Below are 22,713 nucleotides of genomic sequence, written 5' to 3'. Positions count from 1 at the left end.
GCACCCGGCAATGAGAACGATATTAAGAGTGAATTTCAAATAGCTGCCACAGAAATCACGCTTTGGCAAACGCAAGCATCGCGGCGGATCGACGATCCGCGCCGGTGAGCGGTGCCTACCGGCATTTCCCCGCGGCCGACTCGGCCGAGAACAGGTACTTCCCCGACCCGCCGCGCCGCTGCGCCACTGTTCCGCCCAGACCCCCACCAGCAAAAGACTTAACCCTCCCGGCCACGAAATGTGATGCATTTCGCTACCCCGGAAACGTATCGGCCCACCGGCCGGCTCCCCAACCTCCCCGCCCCACGGGACTACCGGCATGATCACCGCCGCCGTATTATTCACAATGACCTCCCGTAGAAATTCGCGGCAGGGGTCGACCCACTCGGAGCCGGACCGGAAGGACCCTCGGGAATGACAACCAACGACGTGATCGTGGCGACCAGTGCAGCAGACTCGGCAGCGGTGGACGAGATTCGTTCCCGATACGCCGAACTGCTCGGGCACCAGACCGCGCTGACCGGTGCGCTGCTCGCCGCGATCGGCACGGCCGGTACCGAATTCGACGAAGCCCGCCGCGCACTCCAGGCATTCCTCGACCGAACCGTCCGCCCCCAGCTGCGCGCCGCCACCGACGTGATCTACCCGGCGTCGGCGACCGTCGAACGGGCCCGCCTGCTCATCGAAGGACTCCTCGGCGAGCAGCAACTGATCGAGCAAGCCGCGGCACGCGTCGCCCGCGACACCGACCGAGTGCAGGCCGTGATGCACGCCGAGGCGCTGCGGGTGCTGCTGGAGGCGGTATTGGGCAAGATCGCCGATCTGCTGCTGCCGGCGTTGGCGGCGGCCAACGGCATCGCGCTGGCCGAGTTGGTGGCCGCCCTTCCCGAAGCCGCATCGGACCCGGCCCGATCGGCCCACCCCGGCCCGGACGGGCATGGGCACGGTGGGTGCGACTGCGGCGAGGAGGACGACGAGATGCCCGAACTCGACGTCCGCGAGGTTCCGCACGCCATCCGGCACGCGACGGTGTTCGGCGCGTTCGACGCGGTCCCGGTGGGCGGGTCGCTGCTGTTGGTGGCGTCGCACGATCCCATTCCGCTGCTGCGCCAGCTCGCCGAGCGCAGCGGCGGTCGGCTGGCGGTCGGTTACGAGGAGCGTGGGCCGGAGGCGTGGCGGCTGCGCCTGACCCGGGTCTGAGCGCCCGCGGCTAGGCCGCGTACTGGCGGACCACCGACATCGCGGCCCACAGGATCAGCAGCAGCACCATGATCGACAGGTCGATGCGGACCGCACCGATGGTCAACTGCGGGATCAGCCGCCGCAGCAGCTTCACCGGCGGGTCGGTGACGCTCATGACCAGTTCGAGGATCACCGCGACGGCGCCCGTCGGATGCCAGTCACGGCTGAACGAGACGACGAACTCGATGACGATCCGCGCAAGCAGCAGCAACCAGAACAGGAACAGCGCGATGCTGAGAAGGGTGAAGAACAGCGCCAACGGAGTGCGACCTTACTGACGACGATGTGCCGGCATCAGCAGCGCTGAGCGGCTCGACTGCCGTTCCAGCCTACCGATAGGCGTAGAAGCCGGTCTCGGCGATCCGGCGGCGCTCCTCCGGGGAGACCACGACGTCGGCCGGCGAGAGCAGGAAAACCTTGGTGGCGACCTTGTCGAAGGAGCCCCGCAGTGCGAACGCCAGGCCCGCGGCGAAGTCCACCAGCCGCTTGGCGTCGGCGTTGTCCATCGACACCAGGTCCATGATCACCGGGGCGCCGTCGCGGAACCGCTCGCCGATGGTGCGGGCCTCGCTGTAGTCCTTGGGACGCAGCGTGACGATCTTCGACAGCGGGCTGCCCTCGTCGAACATCTGCGCCATCCGGCGCGGTTCCATGGCCAGCGCACCCAGGGTCGCCCCGTGCGGTGAGCCGAACCGACCGCGGTCGAGGTCACGGGGACGGTCGAATTCACGGGTGCGGTAACGCGAGTCCCGGGGGGCGTCGTACCCGCCGCGGTAGCCGGCCGGCTCGTCGTCGTAGTCGCGGTCCTCGAACCGGTCGTCGTAGCGACTCTCCGATCGCCCGACCCGGTCGAAGACGTCCTCGTTGAACCGCTCGGCCCGCGGCGCGTAGTCACGCGATCCGGCGCGGTCATCGCCGTCGTCGTAGTAGTCGTCGTCGTAGTCCTCCATAGGAGCCATCCCGAAGTAGGCCTTGACCTTGTGGAGTGTGCTCATCCTTGGACCCTTCTAGGCTGATGACTGTGATGAAGGTGTGACTGAAGTGACTAATAACGGTGACGGTAACGGCAGCGAGGGTCCCGACGCGGCACCGACACGCGGACAGTCACAACCGGTTTCACCGGTGCCCTCGCGCCACCGCGGCCGCGGCGTCATTCCAGCCAGACCAGGGAGGCCAGTCGGCCGGTTCGGCCGTCGCGGCGGTGACTGAAGAGCTTCGGATCCGCCGCCGTGCAGCGCGGATCGACATCGATGGCCTTGATGCCCAATTCCGTTAATTGACGGGCGATTCCGGCCCTCAGATCCAGTCCCGGAGTACCCGCCGTGGTGACGGTCCGACTGCCCGGCAAGGCCGCCTCGACCTCGTCAGCCATCGCCGCGGGCACCTCGTAGTGCGCGCCGCTCACGGCGGGCCCCAGCAAGACCGAGATGTCGCCGGCCCGGGCACCGGCGGCCAGCATCGCCTCCACGGTGCGGGGCACCACCCCGCGCTGCGCACCGACCCGGCCGGCGTGCACCGCCGCGACCACCCCGGCCCGCGCGTCGGCCAACAGCACCGGCACGCAGTCGGCGGTCACCACCACCATCGCCAACCGGGGCACGGTGGTCACCAGGGCGTCGGTCGCCTCGACCACGCCGTCCCGCGGCCCGTCGACGACGACGACGTGGTCACCGTGCACCTGATTCATCCACACCAAGCGGTCGGCACCCAACCCGGTGGCCTTGGCCAGCCGTGCCCGGTTGGCCGCGACCGCGGCCGGATCGTCGCCGACGTGGTCGCCGAGGTTGAAACCGTCGAACGGGGCCTTGGAGACACCCCCGGTCCGGGTGGTCGTCACCCGGCGTACGCGAAAACTCACCTGCGCGACGCCGACTCAGTGGCGCATGAAGGGTGGCACGTCGACGTCGTCGTCATCGCACCCGTCGTCGCCGTTGCGGCCGCCGACGCTGACCGTCGCACCGTTGGTGGGTGCGGGCACACTGACCGCGTCGACCGGGTCGAACAGCGACGAGGTGACCTTGCCGGCCTGGCCGGGTGCCACCGCATGCCGGGGCTGACCGGGGGCGCCGGTCACCGGCTTGCGACTGGGTCCGGCCGAGTCGAAGCCGGCCGCGATCACCGTCACCCGCACCTCGTCGCCGAGCGAGTCGTCGATCACGGTGCCGAAGATGATGTTGGCCTCGGGGTGCGCGGCGTCCTGGACCAGCGACGCGGCCTCGTTGATCTCGAACAGGCCCAGGTCGCTGCCGCCGGCGACCGACATCAGCACACCCTGGGCGCCCTCCATCGAGGCCTCCAGCAGCGGCGAGTTGATCGCGACCTCGGCGGCTTTGAGCGCACGTCCGTCACCGCGGGCCGAGCCGATGCCCATCAACGCGGTGCCTGCGCCGCTCATAATGCCCTTGACGTCGGCGAAGTCCACGTTGATCAAGCCCGGCGTGGTGATCAGGTCGGTGATGCCCTGCACACCGTTGAGCAGTACTTCGTCGGCGCTGCGGAACGCGTCCATCAGCGACACCTGGGCATCACCCATCTGCAGCAGGCGGTCGTTGGGGATCACGATCAGGGTGTCGCAACTCTCCCGCAGCGCGGTGATGCCGTTCTCGGCCTGGTTGCTGCGGCGTTTGCCCTCGAAGGAGAACGGCCGGGTGACCACGCCGACGGTCAGCGCACCGAGTTTGCGGGCGATGGTCGCGACCACCGGGGCGCCACCGGTGCCGGTACCGCCGCCCTCCCCGGCGGTGACGAACACCATGTCCGCGCCGCGGAGCAGTTCTTCGATCTCGTCCTTGGCGTCTTCGGCGGCCCGGCGGCCCACTTCGGGGTCGGCGCCGGCACCGAGGCCGCGGGTGGAGTCACGGCCGACGTCGAGCTTGACGTCGGCGTCACTCATCAGCAATGCCTGTGCATCGGTGTTGATCGCGATGAACTCGACGCCCTTGAGGCCCTGCTCGATCATCCGGTTGACGGCGTTGACGCCGCCACCACCGATACCCACGACTTTGATGACGGCCAGATAGTTGTGCGGTGGGGTCATCGTTCGTCTTCCTCCCTGGTGGGGCTTGATCCGCTCTGGGGCCGGGTCTGGGCGCTGAGCTCGCCGATCTGCATCGGGCAAACCCTCAACCTCAACCAAAGGCTTAGAGTTATGTCAAGTTGTTCTGCGCAACCGCCACAGTAGGGCCGCCCGGTGCGTCATCGGTGCCGACGCGCCGACGCAGACCGGATCAATTTTCGCGGGCGGCCCGGAATCGACGCGAAGCGCGCGATCCTGCGGGCCGGATCCGTCATCGCACGGTGGGCAGATCCGGGCTCGACACGTCGTAGGTGTGCCCCGGTTGGGTGAGCAGCGCCGCGAGCTTCTGCGCCTTCTCCGCGGTGCGATCGGTGCTGCCCCACACCACCACCCTGTTGTCGACCAGGGTCAGGGTCACCGACGCCACCGACTGGGCGGCCACCCGGCTGACCTGGCCGGCGACGTCGGGCGCCAGCGCGGTCATCACCTGCAACGCAGCCAGCGAGGCGGGATCGGTCGGTCCGGGATCCTCGACGTCGAAGTACGGCAGCATCCGCGGCGGCACCGCGGTCGCGAAGTCCACGCCGTCCCGGTCGAACAGATGCGGTCCGTCCGGGAAATCCTTGTACACCACCGGGATCCGCTCCACCACCGCGATCCCGAGCACCGACGGGTACTTGCGCTGCACGCGCGTTCCGGCGACCCGCCGGATGGCGGCTACCCGCTCGGCCACACTGCCGGTGTCGACCTGTAGCAACGGCGTACCGAGCGGAACGCGCACCACGGACAGCACCTCGTCGCGCGTCACCGTCTCGATACCGGTGATCTCGATGTCGCGCACCGACATGACCGGCGTGAAGTACAGGATCAACCCGAGTCCGACGACCGACACCACCGCCAGGAATCCGGCCAACACCATCTTCAGTCCGCGGATGGTCCCCCGCGGAACATCTTTGGGCGGTTCGACCGAACCCGCCCGTAGCCGCCGCTTGGCGTCCCGGCGGGCCTGTTCGATCGCCTCGGCCCGGGCCTGGGCCGCGCGCCGCTCGGCCCGCTCCCGGCGGGCTCGGCGGCGCGGACCCTCCACCTCGGTGGGCTCGGCGGCCGACGCCGCCGTCCCGTCCGCCGACGACGCACCGTCGACGGTTCCGGCGCCGTCGGTGGCGTCGGTGGAGTCGCTGGCATCAGTGGCGAGGCCCTCCCCGCCCGCGTCGGGCGAGGCCGAATCGGCGACGCCGTCGTCGATGCCGGCCTCGAATTCGTCTGCCCCGACCGGATCCGGCTCCTCGGGTACGCCGGCCGGGGTTCCGGGCGGCACCGTCACGGCGCGCCCGGGCTACCGGGGGGTGTCCGGTCGGCGCGCGCCCGCAGCGCGGTGACGATCTCGGGTCCCAGCACGGTCACGTCACCGGCCCCCATCGTGAGGATCACATCGCCGGGACCGGCCGCGGCCGCCACCGCCTCGGGCACCGCCGAGAAGTCGGGCAGGTAGTGCACCGCGACACTGACATGCTCGGCGACGCTGGCGCCGCTCACGCCGGGCAGCGGTTGTTCCCGCGCCCCGTAGACATCGAGAACGAAGACCTCGTCGGCATGGTCCAGCGACCGGCCGAATTCACCGGCGAAAGCCTTTGTCCGCGAATACAGATGCGGCTGGAACACCACCAGGCTGCGCCCGGCCCCCCGCTCCGTCAGCAGGGCACGGACCGCGGTCAGGGTCGCGGTGATCTCGGTGGGATGGTGGGCGTAGTCGTCGAAGACCTGCACCGATCCCCCGGCGCCGGCGGAACCGACCAGCTCGAAGCGGCGCCGCACCCCGTCGAAGCCGGCCAGCCCGTCGAGTACGCCGTCCAGCGGCGCCCCGACCTCGACCGCCGCCAGCAAGGCGCCCAATGCGTTGAGAGCCATGTGCTTGCCGGGCACCGCCAGTCGCATCGTCACGCGATCGCCGGTGGCGGGCAGCGCGATCTCGGCGATCGCACCGGTGCCGTGCTGCTGCCAACTCAACAGCGCCCCGTCCAGCGCCGCCGGACCGGTACCTTCACTGCCGTAGCGCAGCACCCGAATACCCTGTGCCGCAGTGCGATCGGCCAGCTCGGCGGCGCCCGGATCGTCGACGCAGATCACGGCGGCACCACCGGGGGCGATCCGTTCCACGAACGCGTCGAAAACCTCGGTGTACGCCTCGGCGCTGCCGAAGAAGTCCAGGTGGTCGGCCTCGATGTTGGTCACCACCGCGACGTTGGGCGTGTATTCCAGCAACGAGCCGTCGCTCTCGTCCGCCTCGGCGACGAAGAGCGGCCCACTGCCGTGGTGGGCGTTGGTGCCGGCTTCGGCACCGGCGGCGCCCAATTCGCCGCCGACGGCGAACGAGGGGTCCAGCCCGCAGTGCTGAAGCGCCACCACCAGCATCGATGTGGTCGTCGTCTTGCCGTGGGTGCCGGTCACCAGCAACGTGGTGCGGCCGGCCATCAGCTTGGCCAGCACCGCCGGCCGCAACACCACCGGAATACCGCGGCGGCGGGCCTCGACCAGTTCGGGGTTGGTCTTGGGGATCGCCGCATGCGTAGTGACCACCGCGGTGACCCCGCCGGGCAGCAGATCCAGGGCCGAGGCGTCGTGGCCGATCCGCACCTGCGCGCCGCGCGCCCGCAGGGCGTGGATGCCGCGGGACTCCTTGGCATCCGATCCCGACACCAAACCACCGCGGTCCAGCAGAATCCGGGCGATACCGGACATGCCCGCTCCCCCGATACCGACCATGTGCACCCGGCTCAGTTCGGGGGGCAGTTGTTCAGGGCTCATGCCGCTCACCGGCCGTCCCCCGCTGCGCTCGCGACTTCCAGTGCGGCCCCGCTCATGCCGCTCACCGGCCGCCCCTCGCTGCGCTCGCGACTTCCAGTGCGACGGACGCCACACGGCGTGCCGCCTCGGGATGCCCGGCCTGCACCGCGGCGCTGGTCATGGCGCCCAGTCGAGCGGTGTCGGTGAGCAGCGCGGCAACGGTCTCCGCGACGAAGTCCGGGGTCAGCGCCGCGTCGTCGACCAGCACGCCACCGCCGGCGTCGACCACCGGCAGCGCGTTGAGGCGCTGTTCGCCGTTGCCGATCGGCAGCGGAACGTAGACCGCGGGCAGCCCGACGGCCGACACCTCCGCCACCGTCATCGCCCCGGAGCGGCAGATCGCCAGGTCCGCGGCCGCGTATGCCAGGTCCATCCGGTCCAGGTAGGGCACCGCCACATACGGCGGATCACCGGCCGCGGGCTCGGGTAGGTCCAGGGTGTTCTTCGGCCCGTGCGCGTGCAGTACCGAGATTCCAGCGGCGGCAAGCTGTTTGGCGGCCCCGGCGACGGCCCGATTGATCGACCGGGCCCCCTGCGAACCGCCGAAGACCAGCAGTACCCGAGCGTCGTCGGTGAAACCGAACTCGGCGCGGGCTGCGGCGCGCAGCGCGGCCCGGTCGAGGGTGGTGATCGCCGACCGGACCGGTACGCCGACCACCTCGGGACGGGCCAGACCGCAATCGGGGACCGCGGACAGCACCCGGGCGGCGCCCCGCGCCCCGACCCGGTTCGCCAGGCCGGCGCGGGCGTTGGCTTCGTGGATCACCACCGGCACCCGGTTGGCACCGAGTCCGCGCGCCGCCAGATAGGCCGGCAGTGCCACGTACCCGCCGAAGCCGATCACCACGTCGGCGCGCACCCCGCGCAACACCGCGCGGGTCTCCCGGACGGCCCGCCGCACCCGCAGCGGCAACCGGGCCAGGTCGGCGTTGAGCTTGCGCGGCAACGGCACCGGTGTGATCAGCTCGAGGTCGTAACCGCGGGCGGGTACCAGCCGGGTCTCCAGGCCGCGGGCGGTGCCCAGTGCGGTGATCCGGACGGCCGGGTCCAGTTGGCGTAGCGCGTCGGCGACGGCCATCGCAGGCTCTACGTGACCGGCAGTGCCGCCGCCGGCCAGGACCACCGATAACGGCTCACCGCGTTCCGGCGTGCTGACCGAGTCGTTCACCGCCTATCGCTGACCTTCCAATGCTCGCGCGCGCCCGCGGGTCGGACGCGCCCCGGCGTGACGCCGGCCGCCTCCATTTTGCCCTGTCCGGCCGGTGCTCCGACCCGCTGCCCGTGCCGACGTCTGCGTACCGGTGCGCGGCCGCCCCGATCGGGCCGGTGTCCGCGCCGCCGAACGCGGACGGGTTTCGGACTGCGGGCGCGAGCGCAACCGGTCTCGCAGCGCCTCGATCCGGCTCGGCGCATACGGCTCCGGCAGCGGCAGCCGCAGCAGCCGGTTCATCCGGTCGTCCCGGCCGGCCCGCAGCGCCGCCACTGCTTCGGGTTCGTGGCGCGCGGCATTGGCCATGATCCCGATCATGAACAGCGTTGTCGCCGTGGAAGTCCCGCCCGCGGAGATCAGCGGGAGCTGGATGCCGGTGACCGGGAGCAAGCCGATCACGTAGCCGACGTTGATGAACGACTGGCCGATCACCCACATCGTGGTGGCGGCGGTCAGCAGTCGCAGGAACGGGTCGGCGGACCGCTTGGCGATCCGCATGCCGGTGTAGGCGAACAGCCCGAACAGCGCCAGCAACCCGAATCCGCCGACGAAGCCCAGTTCTTCGCCGATGATGGCGAAGATGAAGTCGTTGTGCGCGTTGGGCAGGTAGTTCCACTTCGCGGTGCCCTGGCCCAGGCCGTCGCCGAAGATGCCGCCGTTGGCCAGCGCGAACTTGGCCTGCCGGGCCTGGTAGCCGGCGTTCTGCGGGTCCGCATCGGGGTCCAGCCAGGACCGCACCCGGTCGGAGCGGTAGCCCTCGGAGAGCGCCAGCACGACCGCGAGCGCCATCGCCCCGATCGTCCAGGTCAGGAAGGTCTTCAGCGGCAGGCCGGCGTACCAGAGCAGGGCCAGCAGGATGATGACCATCGACACCATCTGCCCGAGGTCCGGCTGCACGAAGATCAGCAGCAGCGCGGCTCCGGCACCCGGTATCAGCGGAAAGACCATTTCGCGCAGCGTCGCCCGTTCCATCCGTCGGCTCGCCAGCAGGTGAGCACCCCAGATCGCGAAGGCGATCTTGGCCAACTCCGACGGCTGCATCGAGAAGCCGGCGATCACGAACCAGCCCCGAGACCCGTTGGACAGCGTGCCGATGCCCGGAATCAGCACCAGTACCAGTAACACGACGCTGAGGGCGAAAGCCGGCAGCGCCATCCGGCGCATGAACCGCACCGGCATGCGCAGTGCCACGTAGCAGCCCGTCAGCCCGATCACGGTCCACAGCACCTGCTTGCCGAAGATCCGCCACGCCGAGCCGTCGAGCCCGTAGGACTCCACCCCGGAAGCGGACAGCACCATGATCAGGCCGAGCGTGGTCAGCAACGCGGCCACCGCGACGATCAGGTGGAACGACGTCATCGGCTTGCCCAGCCAGGCACCGAATCGGGTGCGCGGCTCCGCTTTGGCGGGCTTGTCCGCGGTCCCCTCCGCCGAAGCGTCGGCGGCCCCGGCACCGCGCCGCAGCCGGGCCAGAATCCCGATCACACCGATCCCGCCGCCGAGCGCGCCGCGGCGGCGAACGCATCGCCTCGCGCGCCGTAACCGGCGAACTGGTCGAACGACGCGCCCGCCGGCGCCAGCAGCACCGTGTCGCCGGGCCGGGCCAGCTCGCGGGCGGCAGCCACCACTGCTGTCATCACCCGCGAGCCCAAGGTCTCGTCGGCCCCATCAGCTACTCGCCTCACCTGAGCAACTGGAGACACAGCAGTATCACCCATACCACTATCCTCACCCGTCACAACCTGGACGACGGGGACATCCGGTGCGTGTCGTGATAACGCCTTGGCAACCTCGGCCCGATCCCGGCCGATCAGCACGGCCCCGGCCAGGTGCGTGGCGATTCTGGCCACCGTCTCGTCGATCGAGGCGCCCTTGAGCAGTCCGCCGGCCACCCAGACCACCCGCGGATGCGACAGCACCGACGCCTCGGCGGCGTGGGGGTTGGTGGCCTTGGAATCGTCGACGTAACTGATCCCGCCGTCGACGATCACCAGTTCGGCCCGGTGCCGGCCGACCCGGAACGACGCCAGCGCATCGGCGACGGCCGCGGCCGGCACATCCACGCTGCGGGCCAGTGCGGCGGCCGCCAGCGCGTCGAGGACACCGACCGCGCCGGGCACCGGTATCGAGGCCGTCGCGGCCAAGGGCACGCCGTCGGAACCGGCCGGGCCGAACGCCCGGTCGACCAGCATCCCGTCCACCACGCCGAGTTCGCCGGGTTCGGGTTCGCCGAGCCGGAATCCCACCTGCACCGGGGCGGGGCCGGTGCCGTGCAGCGCCGCCGCATGCGGATCGTCCATGCCCACGACCGCCACCCGCCCGGCCAGCGCCCGCGCCTTGTCGGCGGTGTAGGCGGCCATGCTGCCGTGCCAGTCCAGGTGGTCTTCGGCGATGTTGAGCACCACGCCCGCCTCCGGGCGCAGCGACGGCGCCCAGTGCAGCTGGAAACTGGACAATTCGACGGCCAGCAGTTCGGATTCATTCGGCTCGGCGAGCACGTCCAGGACCGGGCTGCCGATATTGCCGCACAGGTCGGCCCGCCGGCCCGCGGCGAGCAGCATCGCGTGCAGCATCGACGTCGTCGTGGTCTTGCCGTTGGTACCGGTCACCACCAGCCAGCGCCGCGGCGGGCCGTAGTGGCCGGCCGCGTCGAGGCGCCACGCCAGTTCGACATCGCCCCACACCGGCACCCCGGCCGCGACCGCAGCGACCAACACCGGGGTCTGCGGACCGAAACCGGGGCTGGTGACCACCAAACTGAATTCGCCGATCCGCGCCGCGGCATCCGCGGTGCTGCAGGTGGCCACCTCGGGGTAGCCGTCCAGCGCCGCCGCGTTGTCGTCGCACAGCGTCGGCTCCGCCCCCAGCGATGCCAGCGCGTTCAGCACCGCCCGGCCGGTGATCCCGGCACCGGTGACCAGGACTCGCGCACCCGCGGCGACCACGGCCGGTGCGGCCGGGTCCGGTGCGGGCGGCATGTCAGACGCCTACGGCGGCGAACCACTCGCCGTAGAACATCGAGACGCCCAGTCCGCAGGCAATGGCGGTGAGCAGCCAGAACCGGATGATCACGGTGGTCTCGGCCCAGCCGGCCAACTCGAAGTGGTGATGGAACGGCGCCATCCGGAACACCCGGCGACCGGTGGTGCGGAAGGCCAGGATCTGCAGCACCACCGAGGTGATCTCGGCGACGAAGAGCCCGCCGAGCACCACCGCGAGGATCTCGGTGCGGGTGGTGATCGACATCCCGGCGATCACGCCGCCCAGCGCCAGCGACCCGGTGTCGCCCATGAAGATCTTCGCCGGGGCGGCGTTCCACCACAGGAAGCCGATGCAGGCGCCGGCCGTCGCCCCGGCGATCAGCGCCAGATCCAGCGGGTCACGGACGTTGTAGCAGCCCAGCCCGGGTGCGCTCACACAGGCGTTGCGGTGCTGCATGACGGTGATCAGCACATAAGCGGCACTGACCATCGCCATCGCGCCGGCCGCCAGCCCGTCGAGCCCGTCGGTGAAATTCACCGCGTTCGACCAGGCGCTGACGATCAGGATCACGAACAGCACGAAGGCGGCCGCGGGCAGCGTGACGGTGGCGATGTCGCGGACGTAGGACAGTTGCAGGCTGCCCGGGGTCAGACCGGCATCGTTGCGGAAACACAGCACCAGCAGGCCGAAGATGGTCGCCGCGGTGACCTGACCGACGGTCTTGGCGGTCTTGTTCAGACCGAGATTGCGCGACCGGCGGATCTTGATCAGGTCATCGATGAAACCGACGCCGCCCAGCGCGGTGGCGAGTCCCAGCACCAGCAGGCCCGAGGCGGTCGGCCCCGTCCCGTAGAACACCAGGCCGGCCAGTTGTGCGACGAGGTAGCCCGCCCAGATCCCGGCCACGATGGCCACACCGCCCATCGACGGGGTGCCGCGCTTCTTCTGATGGCTGGCCGGACCGTCCTCGCGGATCTCCTGGCCGAATCCCTGCTTGGTGAACACCCGGATCAGCACCGGGGTCAGCAGGATGGACACCAGCAGGGCCACCCCGGCGGCGACGAGGATCATGATCATCGGCGATCTCCTGACTCGTGGCCGGTCAGCGCATCGGCCAGTCGGGTCAGCCCGGCGGAGTTCGACGCCTTGACCAGCACCACGTCGCCGGGTTCCAGCTCGGCACGCAACAGCGCCAGCGCGGCGTCGACGTCGGCCACCGCGGTGGCCTCGGCGCCCCAGGACCCTTCCATGACCGCGCCGTGCAGCATCGCGCCCATCGATCTCCCCACTCCGACGACAATGAGACGAGACACATCTAAGCGCACTGCCAGCCGTCCGATGCGGTCATGCTCGGATATCGCGTCCTCGCCGAGTTCCGCCATCTCCCCCAGCACCGCCCAGCTACGTCTCGACGCGAACGGATTCTCACCCCGGGAGATCCAGGCCAGCGCCTGCAGCGCCGCCCGCATCGAGTCCGGGTTGGCGTTGTAGGAATCGTCGATCACGGTCACCCCGTCCGCGCGGTTGCTGACCTGCATCCGGTGCTGCGAGACCGGTCCGGCGCCGGTCAGGGCATCGGCCACCTGCTGCGGAGTGGCACCGCATTCCAGCGCGACCGCCGCCGCGCACAGCGCGTTGGAGACCAGGTGATCCCCGGAGACCCCCAGTGCCACCTCGACGGCCGGGCCGTCGCCGGCGTGCAGCGCGAAACGCGGGCGGGCCAATGCGTCGAGTTCCACCGGGCCGGCCCAGACGTCGGCCCCGGGCGACCGAGCGACCCGGACCACCCGTGCCGCGGTCGTGCCCGCCATCGCGGCCACCGCCGGATCGTCGACGTTGAGCACCACCACCCCGGATTCGGGGACGGCTTGGGCCAGTTCGGCCTTGGTTTCGGCGATCGCCTCGCGGGAGCCGAACTCCCCCAGGTGCGCGGTACCGACGTTGAGTACCACCGCCACCTGCGGCGGGGCGATGGCCGCCAGTGCGGCGATGTTGCCGCGGTGCCGCGCGGAGAGCTCCAGCACCAGGAAGTCGGTGTTCTCGTCCGCCCGCAACACCGTCCACGGATGGCCGAGTTCGTTGTTGAACGAGCCGGGCGGGGCGACCACCCGCCCCAGCGGTGCCAGCACCGCGGCCAGCATGTCCTTGGTGGAGGTCTTGCCCGCCGACCCGGTCACGCCGACGATCGTCAGGCCCTTGGCCACCAGCTCGGCCGAGACCGCGGCGGCCAGCTCGGCCAGCGCGCCCAGCACCGCGGCCCCGGACCCGACTGCGTCGTCGTGTTCCAGTGCCCCCGAACGACTCTCGGATGCCACCGGTTCCACCACGATGGCCGGTACCCCGACCGGCCGCGCGGCCAGCACCGCCACCGCTCCGGCCGCGACGGCCGCCGCCGCATGATCGTGGCCGTCGGCCCGCGCGCCGGGCAGGGCCAGGAACAACCCGCCGGGGGTGACCCGGCGGGAATCGAACTCCACGGTGCCGGTGACGACGCTGGCCGCCGCGTCCGCCGGGGAGATGTCGGCCAGGCGCCCGCCCACGATCTCGGCGATCTGCGCAACCGTCAACGCGATCATGCGTGCTGCTCCAATGCCGCCGCCAACTCCACCCGGTCGTCGAACGGCTGGGTGTGGCCGCCCGCGGTCTGCCCGCTCTCATGCCCCTTGCCCGCGATCAGCACCACGTCGCCGGGCCGTGCCCAGGCCACCGCGTGCTCGATCGCGGCCCGCCGGTCGCCCAACTCGATCACCTCCGCCGTACCGCCGGTGGCCCCGGCCAGGATCGCCCGGCGGATGTCGGCGGGGTCCTCTCCGCGTGGATTGTCGTCGGTGACGACCACCAGGTCCGCGGATTCCGCGGCGATGCGGCCCATCGGCTCACGTTTGCCGTGGTCGCGGTCGCCGCCCGCGCCGAACACCACGGCCAGTCGCCCGCCGGTGTCGCGCACCTGCTGACGCAGGGTCGCCAGCACCGCGGCCAGCGCCCCGGGCTTGTGCGCGTAGTCGACCAGCGCGAGAAAGTCCTGTCCGCGGTCGACCGGTTCCATCCGTCCGGGGACCCGCGCCGCGCGCAGGCCGGGTGCCGCCTGTTCCGGGGAGACCCCGACCGCGTCGAGGATCGCCAGCGCCAACAGGCAATTGGCCACGTTGTAGTCGCCCGGCAGCCCGATGCCGATCGGGTGCCGCCCGCCGGAGGGATCGACGGCCACGAACTCCCGGCCGCCGGTGGGGCCCGGGCCGGCCGTCAACGGTTCGATGCGCCAGTCGGCCGGCCGCCCGGTGGTGCTGACGGTGATCGGTGCGGCCGCCCGGACGGCCATGGCCGCGCCCGCGTCGTCGTCGATGCAGAGCACCGAGCGCCGCGCCCGCAGCGGTGAGGCCGGGTCGAACAGGCGGGCTTTGGCCTCGAAGTAGTCCGCCATGGTCGGGTGGAAATCCAGGTGGTCACGCGACAGGTTGGTGAAGCCGCCCACCGCGAACCGGGTGCCGTCGACGCGTCCCAGGCTCAGTGCGTGGCTGGACACCTCCATCACCGCGGTATCCACGCCCCGCTCGGCCATCACCGCCAGCAGGGACTGCAATGCCGGGGCTTCCGGGGTGGTCAGCGCACTGGGCAGGTCGACGCCGTCGATGCGGATTCCGACGGTGCCGATCAGACCGGCCGTGCGCCCGGCGGCCCGCAGACCGGCTTCGACCAGGTAACTGGTGGTGGTCTTGCCCGATGTGCCGGTGATGCCGATGAGCGTGAGCCGTTCGCACGGATGCCCGTAGACCTCGGCCGCCAGCCCGCCGAGCACCGCGCGGGGATCCGGGTGCACCAGCACCGGTGTATCGGTGACGCCGCCGATCGCCGCGGCGCCGGCGGCGTCGGTGAGAATCGCCGCCGCGCCCCGGGCGTCCGCGTCGGCGACGAAACGTGCCCCGTGCGTCGTCGCACCGGGCAGCGCGGCGAACAGGTCACCGGGCTGCACATCCTGGGCACGCAGGGTCAAGCCGGTGATCGGCACGTCCGGCACGGTTTCACCGGCGGCGACGGCCCCGATCCGGGCGGCCAGTGCCGGTAACGGCGTCCCCGGAACCAGGTCCGGGCGCAGCGCAGCCGGCACCGCCATCACCTCCATCGCCTTGGGTCGACTCTTGCCGAATCGGCAATGACACTACCCAGACCGGTGCGCCTCAACGGCGAGGCGAGCCGCATTGGTGCGACGCCGCCACACCACGGTGGCGGTTGATATCCGTCGCACCGCACCGGCGCCGGCGCGATGACCGGACTACGCCCTACATCGCCTCCAGCACCAGCGGCGGTCCGGGGTCGGGCGACAGCGGCACGTTGTGGCGCTGCAGCAACCAGCTGGCGATGTCGTGGAACAGCGGGGCGGCCGAGGTGCCCGGCGATCCGTCGGCGGACCGATGGGGATTGTTCATCATCAGGCCGATCACGTAGCGCGGATTGTCCGCCGGGGCGATCCCGGCGAAGGTGATCCAGTAGACGTCGTCGTAGTAGCAGCCGCAGGCCGGGTTGATCTGCTGCGCGGTGCCGGTCTTGCCGGCGATCTGGTAGCCGTCGACGGCGGCCTGCCAGCCGGTGCCCTGCTGTACCCCGGTCGGGTCACGCTGCACGACCGAGCGGAACATGTTGCGCAGTGTCGCCGCGGTCTGCTCGGAGACCACCCGGATGCCCTCGGGGCGGGGCTCTTCGGTACGGCTGCCGTCGGCTCCGATGGTGGCCTTGACGATTCGGGGCGGAATCCGCAACCCGTCGTTGGCGATCGCCTGATACATGCCGGTCATCTGCAGTAGCGTCATCGAAAGTCCCTGGCCGATCGGCAGGTTCGCGAATGAGCTGCCCGACCATTGGTCGATCGGCGGGACCAGGCCGGAACTCTCGCCGGGCAGCGCCACCCCGGTACGTTGCCCCAGACCGAACTTCTCCAGGGTGTCGAACCAGCGCTCCGGGCCGACCCGCTGGGCCAGCATCAGCGTCCCCACGTTGGAGGACTTCCCGAAGATCCCGGTCATGGTGTAGGGCGCCACGCCGTGTACCCAGGCGTCGCGCACGGTGACGTCGGCGACGTTGATCGATCCCGGCACCTGCAGTACCTCATCGGGTTGGCCCAGACCGTATTCGAGGACCGACGCCGCGGTGACGATCTTGTTCACCGATCCCGGCTCGAACGGCGTGGACACCGCCAGGTTGCCGAGCTGGCGGTCTTCCTGGCGCCCGATGTCCTGGGAGGGGTCGAAGGTGTTGTCCCCGGCCATCGCCAGCACTTCCCCGGTGCGCGCGTCGAGCACCACCGCGGTGACGTCGTGGGCACCGGAGACGTTCTTGGCCTGCTGCACCTGCTGTTGGACGTGGAACTGGATGTCGTCGTCGATGGTCAGCTGGACCGTCGAACCGTTGACCGCCCGGTGGCGGTTGCGGTAGCTCCCCGGAATCACCACACCGTCCGAACCACGGTCGTAGGTGACCGAGCCGTCGGTGCCGGCAAGTGCGGCGTCCATCGACTCCTCGAGCCCCAACAGGCCGTGGCCGTCCCAGTCAATGCCGCCGATGATGTTGGCGGCCAGCGACCCGCCCGGATACTGGCGCAGATCCTGCCGCTCGCTGCCGACCTCCGGATACTTCTCGGTGATGATCTCTGCCACCGCGGGGTCGACGGCACGGGCGAGGTAGACGAATTCCTCGTCGCTGCGCAGTTTCTTGAGCAGGGTCGGCACGTCCGGCTTGTTGTCGAGCCGGACCGCGATCGCCTTGGCGATCTCCTGCAGTCGCTGTTGCGGGTCGGGCGCCGACGAGTCCTTCTTCTTCACCTCGGCCAACTGTTTACGGATCTTGACCGGCTGGAAGGACAGCGCCCGGGCCTCGATGGTGAACGCCAGCTTGTCGCCGTTGCGGTCGATGATGTCCCCGCGCATCGCCTGCTGCACGTCGGTGACCTTGAGCTGGCCGGCTGCTTCATCGCGGAGCCCGGATGCCCGCGGTACCTGCAGGTAGAACAACTGCGCAGCGGCCAGAGCCAACACCCCGAAGATGACGAAATTGCCGCCGCGGTGGCGGAATTCGAACGACGCGCTGCGCGGCCCCAATTCGGTGGCGGTCCGGGTACGACGGTCGCGGGCCGAGTGTCCTTCTATCGGGGTGGTTTTCGGGGCTTTGCCCGGCTTGGGAGATTTCCCGGCTTTGGCCGGCGGGGTGGACTCGGGAGTCCGGCGTGCCCTTCGCTTGGCAGCCGAGGCCGAATCGCCGGCGCGACGCGCCGGACCGGTACCCCGCGCGGCCCGCCTCATCGGATGGCTCCCGGGAACACCTGCGCGGCCTCCGGCGGCAGCGCTGCCTCGGGCGACGGCACCCCCTCGGTCGACGGCGCCGGCTGCGGCGGAAGCATCGCCTCGGGCGGGATGACGACCGGCGGCAACACTTCGGCCGGGCCGGTCGCGGGCAGGGTGACCAGGGGCGGAACGTCCAGCCCGACCGGACCCGGCGGCGGCCCGGCCACCGGAGTACCGGGCCCGCCGGGCAGGCCCGGGATGGTCAGCGGCGCACCGGGTACCGTCCCGGCGGGCGGTACCGCCGACGGCAGATGCCGGCTGTCCAGCTTGGGCCCGGCGGGGGGCACCCGCACCGGTACCTCCACCGGTGGCGCGACATCGTCGGGCAGCTTGGTGTTCAGCGGTGGCGGCGGCACCCCTTCGGCCGGTTTGGGTTGCCCGACGACCACCCAGTTACCGACCGGATCCTGGATCAGATGCGCGGTGTCGCGGCTCGGGATCATGCCCAGTTCCCGCGCGGCCTCGGCGAGCGCCGGAGCGGACTCCGCGGTCAGCACGTCGCGCTCCAGCGCTTCCTTCTGCTGCAGCAGGACCCGGTTGCGTTCCCGGAGGTTGCCCAACTCGTAGGAGCGCTCGGCGGCGTCGGTGGACAACCACAAGGTGATACCCAGCCCGATGCCGAGCGCTCCGATGATGAAGACCACGAACGGAACCCGGGCGGCCAGGGCACGCGGGCGTAGGTCGACCTCGGCCAGCCTCGCAATGAGGCGTTCGCGCAGTGGAACACGCACCACCTTGGGGGCCTTGGCCTTGCGCGCCTTCGCCCGGGCCTTGGCCTGCTTGGTGTTCTTGGGCGGCAGCGGCCGGGCGTCGGGACGCAACGGTGCCGTCTTCTGCGGTCCGGACCTCGGCCGCGCTTCGCGCCCCGGCGTGGGTGCGGTGCCGCGTTGCCGACGCGATCCCCGGGCCTGGCTCGCCTCGTTGTTCCGGCGCGGGCCGGTGCGAGCCGGGTGCTCGGAGCCACGCCGGCGGTCGGCCTGCCGTACCGCTGGCTTGCGTTTGGTCGCCATCATCTCCCCCCCGATGCCGAGACGGCCCCGGCCCGAACACGCTCGACCGCCCGCAACCGGACCGAACCCGCGCGGGGGTTTCGGTCCACCTCATCCGGTTCGGCGCGTTCGGCTCCCCTGGTCAGTACCTTGAACCTGGCTGCGTCACTGGGTAATTCGACCGGAAGATCGACCGGAGTGCGGGACGTGGTCAGCGCGGCGAACAGTTGCTTGACGATGCGGTCCTCCAACGACTGGTATGCCATGACCGCGACACGCCCGCCCACCGTCACCGCGTCCAGCGCCGCGGGCAACGCGTCGCGCAGTGAGTCCAGTTCGCCGTTGACCGCGATGCGCAGCGCCTGAAAGGTCCGCTTCGCCGGGTGTCCGCCGGTGCGTCGGGCCGGCGCCGGGATCGCCTCGTAGAGCAGGGCCGTCAACTCCCCGGTCGAGGAGAACGGCTGCTGCGCCCGACGGCGCAGGATCTGCGCGGCGATGCGCGAGGCGAAACGCTCTTCACCGTATCGGCGCAGGATGTCGGTGAGCGCGGCCGCGTCGTAGGTGTTGACGATGTCGGCCGCGGTGAGCTCACCCTCGGGATCCATGCGCATGTCCAGCGGAGCATCCTGGGCATAGGAGAAGCCCCGCTCGACCCGGTCCAGTTGCATCGAGGAGACACCGAGGTCGAACAGCACCGCGTCGATCGAGTCGGTTTCCGCCAGACCCGATTCGGCCAATGCGGAAGCGATCCCGTCGTAGCGGGTGCGGACCTTCTGGAACCGATCGCCGAACCGGGCCAACCGGGCGCCGGCAATGTCGAGGGCGGTCGTGTCGCGGTCCAATCCGATGACCCGCAGGCCGGGGAACTCGGTCAGAAAGCTCTCGGTGTGCCCACCGGCGCCCAGGGTGGCGTCGACCAGCGTCGCGCCGCTCCCGTCGGCCGCCCGCCTGGTCAGTGCCGGCGCCAACAGCTCCACGCAACGTTCCAGAAGGACTGGCACATGCCCGAATTCGCCCTGCTCGGCCACGCCGACACCTCCCCGTTGCAGCCCGTGAAATCGGCGGCCGGCCCCTCGCTGCGCTCCGAGGCGGATCCGGCTCCCGCAGGCCCCTGCCTCGAGGTCCCTGCCCGACGGTGCGAACCTGACGTTGGGGAAGTACGTCAGGGTCGGTTCGGACAGAGGCCACGAGGCACGGGCGTGCTCGTCAGATGATGTCGCTGAGTGCTTCATCGCTGGCCGCGGAGAAGTTCTCTTCATGGGTCTGCTGGTAGTCGCTCCAGGCCTGCGCGTCCCAGATCTCCAGGTAGTCGACCGACCCGATGACCACGCAGTCCTTCGACAGGTTCGCGTAGCGGCGGTGGTCGGGCGACAGGGTGATCCGGCCCTGGCCGTCGGGATGCTGCTCGTCGGTGGCGGCGGCCAGGTTCCGCAGGAAGGCCCGCGCTTCCGGGTTGCTGCGTGAGGCCTTGGCGGCCCGGCGCGCCAACTGCTCGAACTCCGCACGCGGGTACACCGCAAGGCTGTGGTCTTGGCTCTTGGTGACCATCAACCCTCCTGCCAGCGCGTCCCGAAACTTGGCGGGCAGCGTCAGCCGCCCCTTGTCGTCGAGCTTGGGCGTGTAGGTGCCGAGAAACATCGGCCACCTCCAGCCCTCATCGACGTCGTGCGCCCACGATACCCCACATTCACCCACTCTGCACCATTTCTAGGGCTGTTTCCGCCCCTTAGCCCCACCAGATGACCCCACAACCGCGGAAACCAGGCGCAGAGCACCTCACCGAGACCGCAAATGACCTGGTCAAAGCGGTGGGGAGAAAGTGGGGCGCGGTGGGGAGAACGCCCCGAAAAGCCCGCGCAGTGGGGCACGTGCCGCGACGGCCGGGCACACCGCGCGAGCCACGCCGGGCGACCGGGCACGGAGTGCGCACGAAAAAGGGGCAGCCGATCGGCTGCCCCTTTCACATCACAGGTACTGCGGGAATCCGCCTAAGGCTCGAACCGGCGCCGGAAACGCTCTTCCATCCGGCTGCTGAAACTGCCGCCACCACCCTTGGCGCGCCGCTGCGGGGCCCCACTCGACGGCGCCGCGTTCTCGTGGGCCGCCCCGGCGTGGCCGCTGGTCAGGGCGAACACCGCACCGCCGAACATGACCAGGAAGCCCAGCACACTCAGAATCAGAAACACCAGATTGCTCGTGTTCGAGTACATCGGAATGCCGGCGACCAGCATCACCAGGCCGACCACGAGCAGGGTCATGCCCTGCACGCGCCGCCGGGTGGTGGGAATCCGCAGGGCGCCGCCACGAACGCTGGAAGCGAACTTGGGGTCCTCCGCGTAGAGGGCGCTCTCGATCTCGTCGAGCATGCGCTGCTCATGATCGGAGAGTGGCATTCGTCCCTCCCTTACCGACGGCCGGTCATATCAATGCCCACGGTGCGATACGGACGGTTGCGGGCAACTAACACTGATACTACGAGATCAGCCTGTGCCGTACCACAGGCTTCGACCGCCGATTGTAGCGGCGCGCCGGTGTCTGCGACCCGCAACGGCCGACGACGACGGGATGAACCCGGATAATGGAGCTGCGTCTCATGCCGCGTCGCACGCGAGATGCCGGGTCGTGAGCTACCGACGCCCTGCGATACCGACCGCGAAAGGAGACTCCGCGTTGGCGACATTCCTCATCGACATGTCGCCCGGCGTGATGGCGGACCGTCTCAGCGAAGCGCTGCGCGTCTACGTCACGGCGATGGGCTACCCGCCCGGCACCGAACGCCAGCGCGCCGCGATGTGGCTGGAACACACCCGCCGCAGCGGCTGGCGGGCGGTCGCCGCCTTCCACGACGGTGCCGTCGAGGCCGGTGGAGGAATCGGCACCATCCGGACCGCGGATGCCGTGCCGGTCGGACCGGGCAACGCCGAACTGCTGGGGGTGGCCTACGGGTACAGCGGCGCGCGGGACCAGTGGTGGCAGCAGCAGGTGGTGCTCGGATTACAGCGGCGCGGGGTGCCCCGCCCCGACATCGCGGTTCTGATGGCCAGCTATTTCGAACTGACGGAGTTGCACGTCACGCCGCGGGCGCAGGGCAGCGGGCTCGGCGAGGCCCTGACGCGGCACCTGCTGTCCGGACGCCGGGAGGCCAACGTGCTGCTCTCGACGCCGGAGATCAGCGGTGAAGCCAACCGCGCCTGGCGGCTCTACCGTCGGCTGGGTTTCGTCGACGTCATCCGCGGTCACCACTTCACCGGTGACCCCCGACCGTTCGCCATCCTGGGCCGTGCCCTGCCCCTGTGACGGGCCCGGGGCCGCATCGTCGGCGCAGCCGCCCCCGGGTCTGGCACGATGACCCCGTGCATGTTCGGCGATCGCTAGTGCCCGTTCGACAGCCCGTTGGAAGTCGGCCTCGACGATTCAGCACCTACCGCCGACTGTTGGCGGCGCTGATGTTGCTGCTCGTGGTGGCACCGCTGAGCGGGTGCGTGCGCATCCGGGCGACCATCACCGTCTCCCCCAACGATCAGGTCTCCGGGCAGATCATCGTGGCGGCCAAACCCCGCACCGACGAGGACACCGGCCCCAAGCTCAACGCGGATGTGTCGTTCCCGCAGAAGATCGCGATCTCCAATTACAGCCGGGACGGCTACGTCGGCTCGCAGGCGGTCTTCTCCGATCTGACCTTCGCCGAATTGCCGCAGCTGGCCGAGATGCACCGCGACGCCGCCGGGGTGGACCTGTCCCTGCGCCGCGCCGGAAACCTGGTGATCCTGGAAGGCCGGGTGGATCTGACGACACTCAACGACCCGGAGGCCGACGTCCAGTTGAGCGTCGCGTTCCCCGGTGAGGTGACGGCCACCAACGGCGAGCGCATCGGCGGTGACACCGTGCAGTGGCACCTCAAGCCGGGCGTGGTGAGCACCATGAACGCTCAAGCGCGCTATACCGATCCCAGCAATCGGGCGTTCGCCCATGCCGCGACCTGGCTGGCCCTGTCGACGTTCGCCGCCGCCGGACTGGTCGCCCTGCTGGCCTGGTCCCTCCGGGACCGGTCGCCGCGCTTCGGCGCACCCGACGACACCGCCGGCTGAGCCGCGACGC

The 22,713-nt window shown here is 70.4% G+C and carries 20 protein-coding genes; 3 read left to right on the top strand and 17 right to left on the bottom strand.

Features of this window, described 5'->3' with window-relative positions:
• Positions 1 to 414: 414 nt before the first annotated feature.
• A complete protein-coding gene (locus RCP38_RS07930) occupies positions 415 to 1,200 on the top strand; it encodes a DUF2249 domain-containing protein (protein ID WP_308476560.1) in 786 nt (261 codons plus the stop codon).
• 10 nt (positions 1,201 to 1,210) lie between these two features.
• Here RCP38_RS07930 and RCP38_RS07925 read toward each other — a convergent pair whose 3' ends face one another.
• The 17 genes from RCP38_RS07925 to RCP38_RS07845 all read right to left on the bottom strand — a co-directional run bounded on the left by RCP38_RS07925 (position 1,211) and on the right by RCP38_RS07845 (position 21,008).
• On the bottom strand, positions 1,211 to 1,501 hold the full coding sequence (locus tag RCP38_RS07925; RefSeq protein WP_308476559.1) for a YggT family protein: 291 nt from the start codon (positions 1,499 to 1,501) through the stop codon (positions 1,211 to 1,213).
• A gap of 70 nt (positions 1,502 to 1,571) precedes the next feature.
• Positions 1,572 to 2,237, bottom strand: coding sequence for a cell division protein SepF (locus RCP38_RS07920; RefSeq protein WP_308476558.1), 666 nt, complete (start codon positions 2,235 to 2,237; stop codon positions 1,572 to 1,574).
• 155 nt (positions 2,238 to 2,392) lie between these two features.
• Complete coding sequence (gene pgeF, locus RCP38_RS07915; RefSeq protein ID WP_308476556.1) at positions 2,393 to 3,100, bottom strand: peptidoglycan editing factor PgeF; 708 nt, start codon at positions 3,098 to 3,100, stop codon at positions 2,393 to 2,395.
• 15 nt (positions 3,101 to 3,115) lie between these two features.
• Complete coding sequence (gene ftsZ, locus RCP38_RS07910) at positions 3,116 to 4,279, bottom strand: cell division protein FtsZ (RefSeq protein ID WP_308476554.1); 1,164 nt, start codon at positions 4,277 to 4,279, stop codon at positions 3,116 to 3,118.
• A gap of 250 nt (positions 4,280 to 4,529) precedes the next feature.
• Positions 4,530 to 5,582: a cell division protein FtsQ/DivIB gene (locus RCP38_RS07905; RefSeq protein WP_373692468.1), complete on the bottom strand. Its 1,053-nt coding sequence runs from the start codon at positions 5,580 to 5,582 to the stop codon at positions 4,530 to 4,532.
• Entirely contained in the window at positions 5,579 to 7,063 is a 1,485-nt protein-coding gene (gene murC / locus RCP38_RS07900; protein ID WP_308476552.1) for a UDP-N-acetylmuramate--L-alanine ligase, read from the bottom strand. The genes RCP38_RS07905 and murC overlap by 4 nt, the downstream gene beginning before the upstream one ends.
• A 61-nt stretch (positions 7,064 to 7,124) precedes the next feature.
• Positions 7,125 to 8,270: an undecaprenyldiphospho-muramoylpentapeptide beta-N-acetylglucosaminyltransferase gene (gene murG, locus RCP38_RS07895; RefSeq protein ID WP_308476550.1), complete on the bottom strand. Its 1,146-nt coding sequence runs from the start codon at positions 8,268 to 8,270 to the stop codon at positions 7,125 to 7,127.
• 3 nt (positions 8,271 to 8,273) lie between these two features.
• Entirely contained in the window at positions 8,274 to 9,797 is a 1,524-nt protein-coding gene (ftsW, locus tag RCP38_RS07890) for a putative lipid II flippase FtsW (RefSeq protein WP_308476548.1), read from the bottom strand.
• The gene (murD, locus tag RCP38_RS07885) at positions 9,794 to 11,290 is read right to left on the bottom strand and encodes a UDP-N-acetylmuramoyl-L-alanine--D-glutamate ligase (RefSeq protein ID WP_308476547.1); all 1,497 of its coding nucleotides are present in this window, start codon (positions 11,288 to 11,290) and stop codon (positions 9,794 to 9,796) included. The genes ftsW and murD overlap by 4 nt, the downstream gene beginning before the upstream one ends.
• A 1-nt stretch (position 11,291) precedes the next feature.
• A complete protein-coding gene (mraY, locus tag RCP38_RS07880) occupies positions 11,292 to 12,371 on the bottom strand; it encodes a phospho-N-acetylmuramoyl-pentapeptide-transferase (protein ID WP_308476546.1) in 1,080 nt (359 codons plus the stop codon).
• The gene (locus RCP38_RS07875) at positions 12,368 to 13,870 is read right to left on the bottom strand and encodes a UDP-N-acetylmuramoyl-tripeptide--D-alanyl-D-alanine ligase (RefSeq protein ID WP_308476544.1); all 1,503 of its coding nucleotides are present in this window, start codon (positions 13,868 to 13,870) and stop codon (positions 12,368 to 12,370) included. The genes mraY and RCP38_RS07875 overlap by 4 nt, the downstream gene beginning before the upstream one ends.
• Positions 13,867 to 15,405 carry a UDP-N-acetylmuramoyl-L-alanyl-D-glutamate--2,6-diaminopimelate ligase gene (locus RCP38_RS07870; protein WP_373692467.1) on the bottom strand — a complete coding sequence of 513 codons (1,539 nt, stop codon included), beginning with the start codon at positions 15,403 to 15,405 and terminating at the stop codon, positions 13,867 to 13,869. The genes RCP38_RS07875 and RCP38_RS07870 overlap by 4 nt, the downstream gene beginning before the upstream one ends.
• Positions 15,406 to 15,571: 166 nt before the next feature.
• A complete protein-coding gene (locus RCP38_RS07865) occupies positions 15,572 to 17,584 on the bottom strand; it encodes a peptidoglycan D,D-transpeptidase FtsI family protein (RefSeq protein WP_308476542.1) in 2,013 nt (670 codons plus the stop codon).
• On the bottom strand, positions 17,581 to 18,639 hold the full coding sequence (gene ftsL / locus RCP38_RS07860) for a cell division protein FtsL (protein ID WP_308476541.1): 1,059 nt from the start codon (positions 18,637 to 18,639) through the stop codon (positions 17,581 to 17,583). The genes RCP38_RS07865 and ftsL overlap by 4 nt, the downstream gene beginning before the upstream one ends.
• Positions 18,636 to 19,847, bottom strand: coding sequence for a 16S rRNA (cytosine(1402)-N(4))-methyltransferase RsmH (gene rsmH / locus RCP38_RS07855; RefSeq protein ID WP_308476540.1), 1,212 nt, complete (start codon positions 19,845 to 19,847; stop codon positions 18,636 to 18,638). The genes ftsL and rsmH overlap by 4 nt, the downstream gene beginning before the upstream one ends.
• Positions 19,822 to 20,253 (bottom strand): division/cell wall cluster transcriptional repressor MraZ, encoded by a 432-nt coding sequence (mraZ, locus tag RCP38_RS07850; RefSeq protein WP_019738354.1) that lies wholly within the window; start codon positions 20,251 to 20,253, stop codon positions 19,822 to 19,824. Before mraZ ends, rsmH begins: the two co-directional genes overlap by 26 nt.
• A gap of 350 nt (positions 20,254 to 20,603) precedes the next feature.
• Complete coding sequence (locus tag RCP38_RS07845) at positions 20,604 to 21,008, bottom strand: DUF3040 domain-containing protein (RefSeq protein ID WP_308476539.1); 405 nt, start codon at positions 21,006 to 21,008, stop codon at positions 20,604 to 20,606.
• A gap of 277 nt (positions 21,009 to 21,285) precedes the next feature.
• On the opposite strand from RCP38_RS07845, the gene RCP38_RS07840 reads away from it, so the two are divergent.
• Both RCP38_RS07840 and RCP38_RS07835 read left to right on the top strand, forming a co-directional pair.
• Complete coding sequence (locus RCP38_RS07840) at positions 21,286 to 21,912, top strand: GNAT family N-acetyltransferase (RefSeq protein ID WP_308476538.1); 627 nt, start codon at positions 21,286 to 21,288, stop codon at positions 21,910 to 21,912.
• A 149-nt stretch (positions 21,913 to 22,061) separates the two neighbouring features.
• Positions 22,062 to 22,703 carry an LppM family (lipo)protein gene (locus RCP38_RS07835; RefSeq protein ID WP_308477118.1) on the top strand — a complete coding sequence of 214 codons (642 nt, stop codon included), beginning with the start codon at positions 22,062 to 22,064 and terminating at the stop codon, positions 22,701 to 22,703.
• Positions 22,704 to 22,713: the final 10 nt, after the last annotated feature.

This window comes from Mycolicibacter sp. MU0083, from assembly GCF_963378075.1.
In the GTDB taxonomy this organism is placed as follows: domain Bacteria; phylum Actinomycetota; class Actinomycetes; order Mycobacteriales; family Mycobacteriaceae; genus Mycobacterium; species Mycobacterium kokjensenii.
Note: the sequence above shows the minus strand (reverse complement) of the source record. Positions and strands in the feature narration are given on the sequence as shown.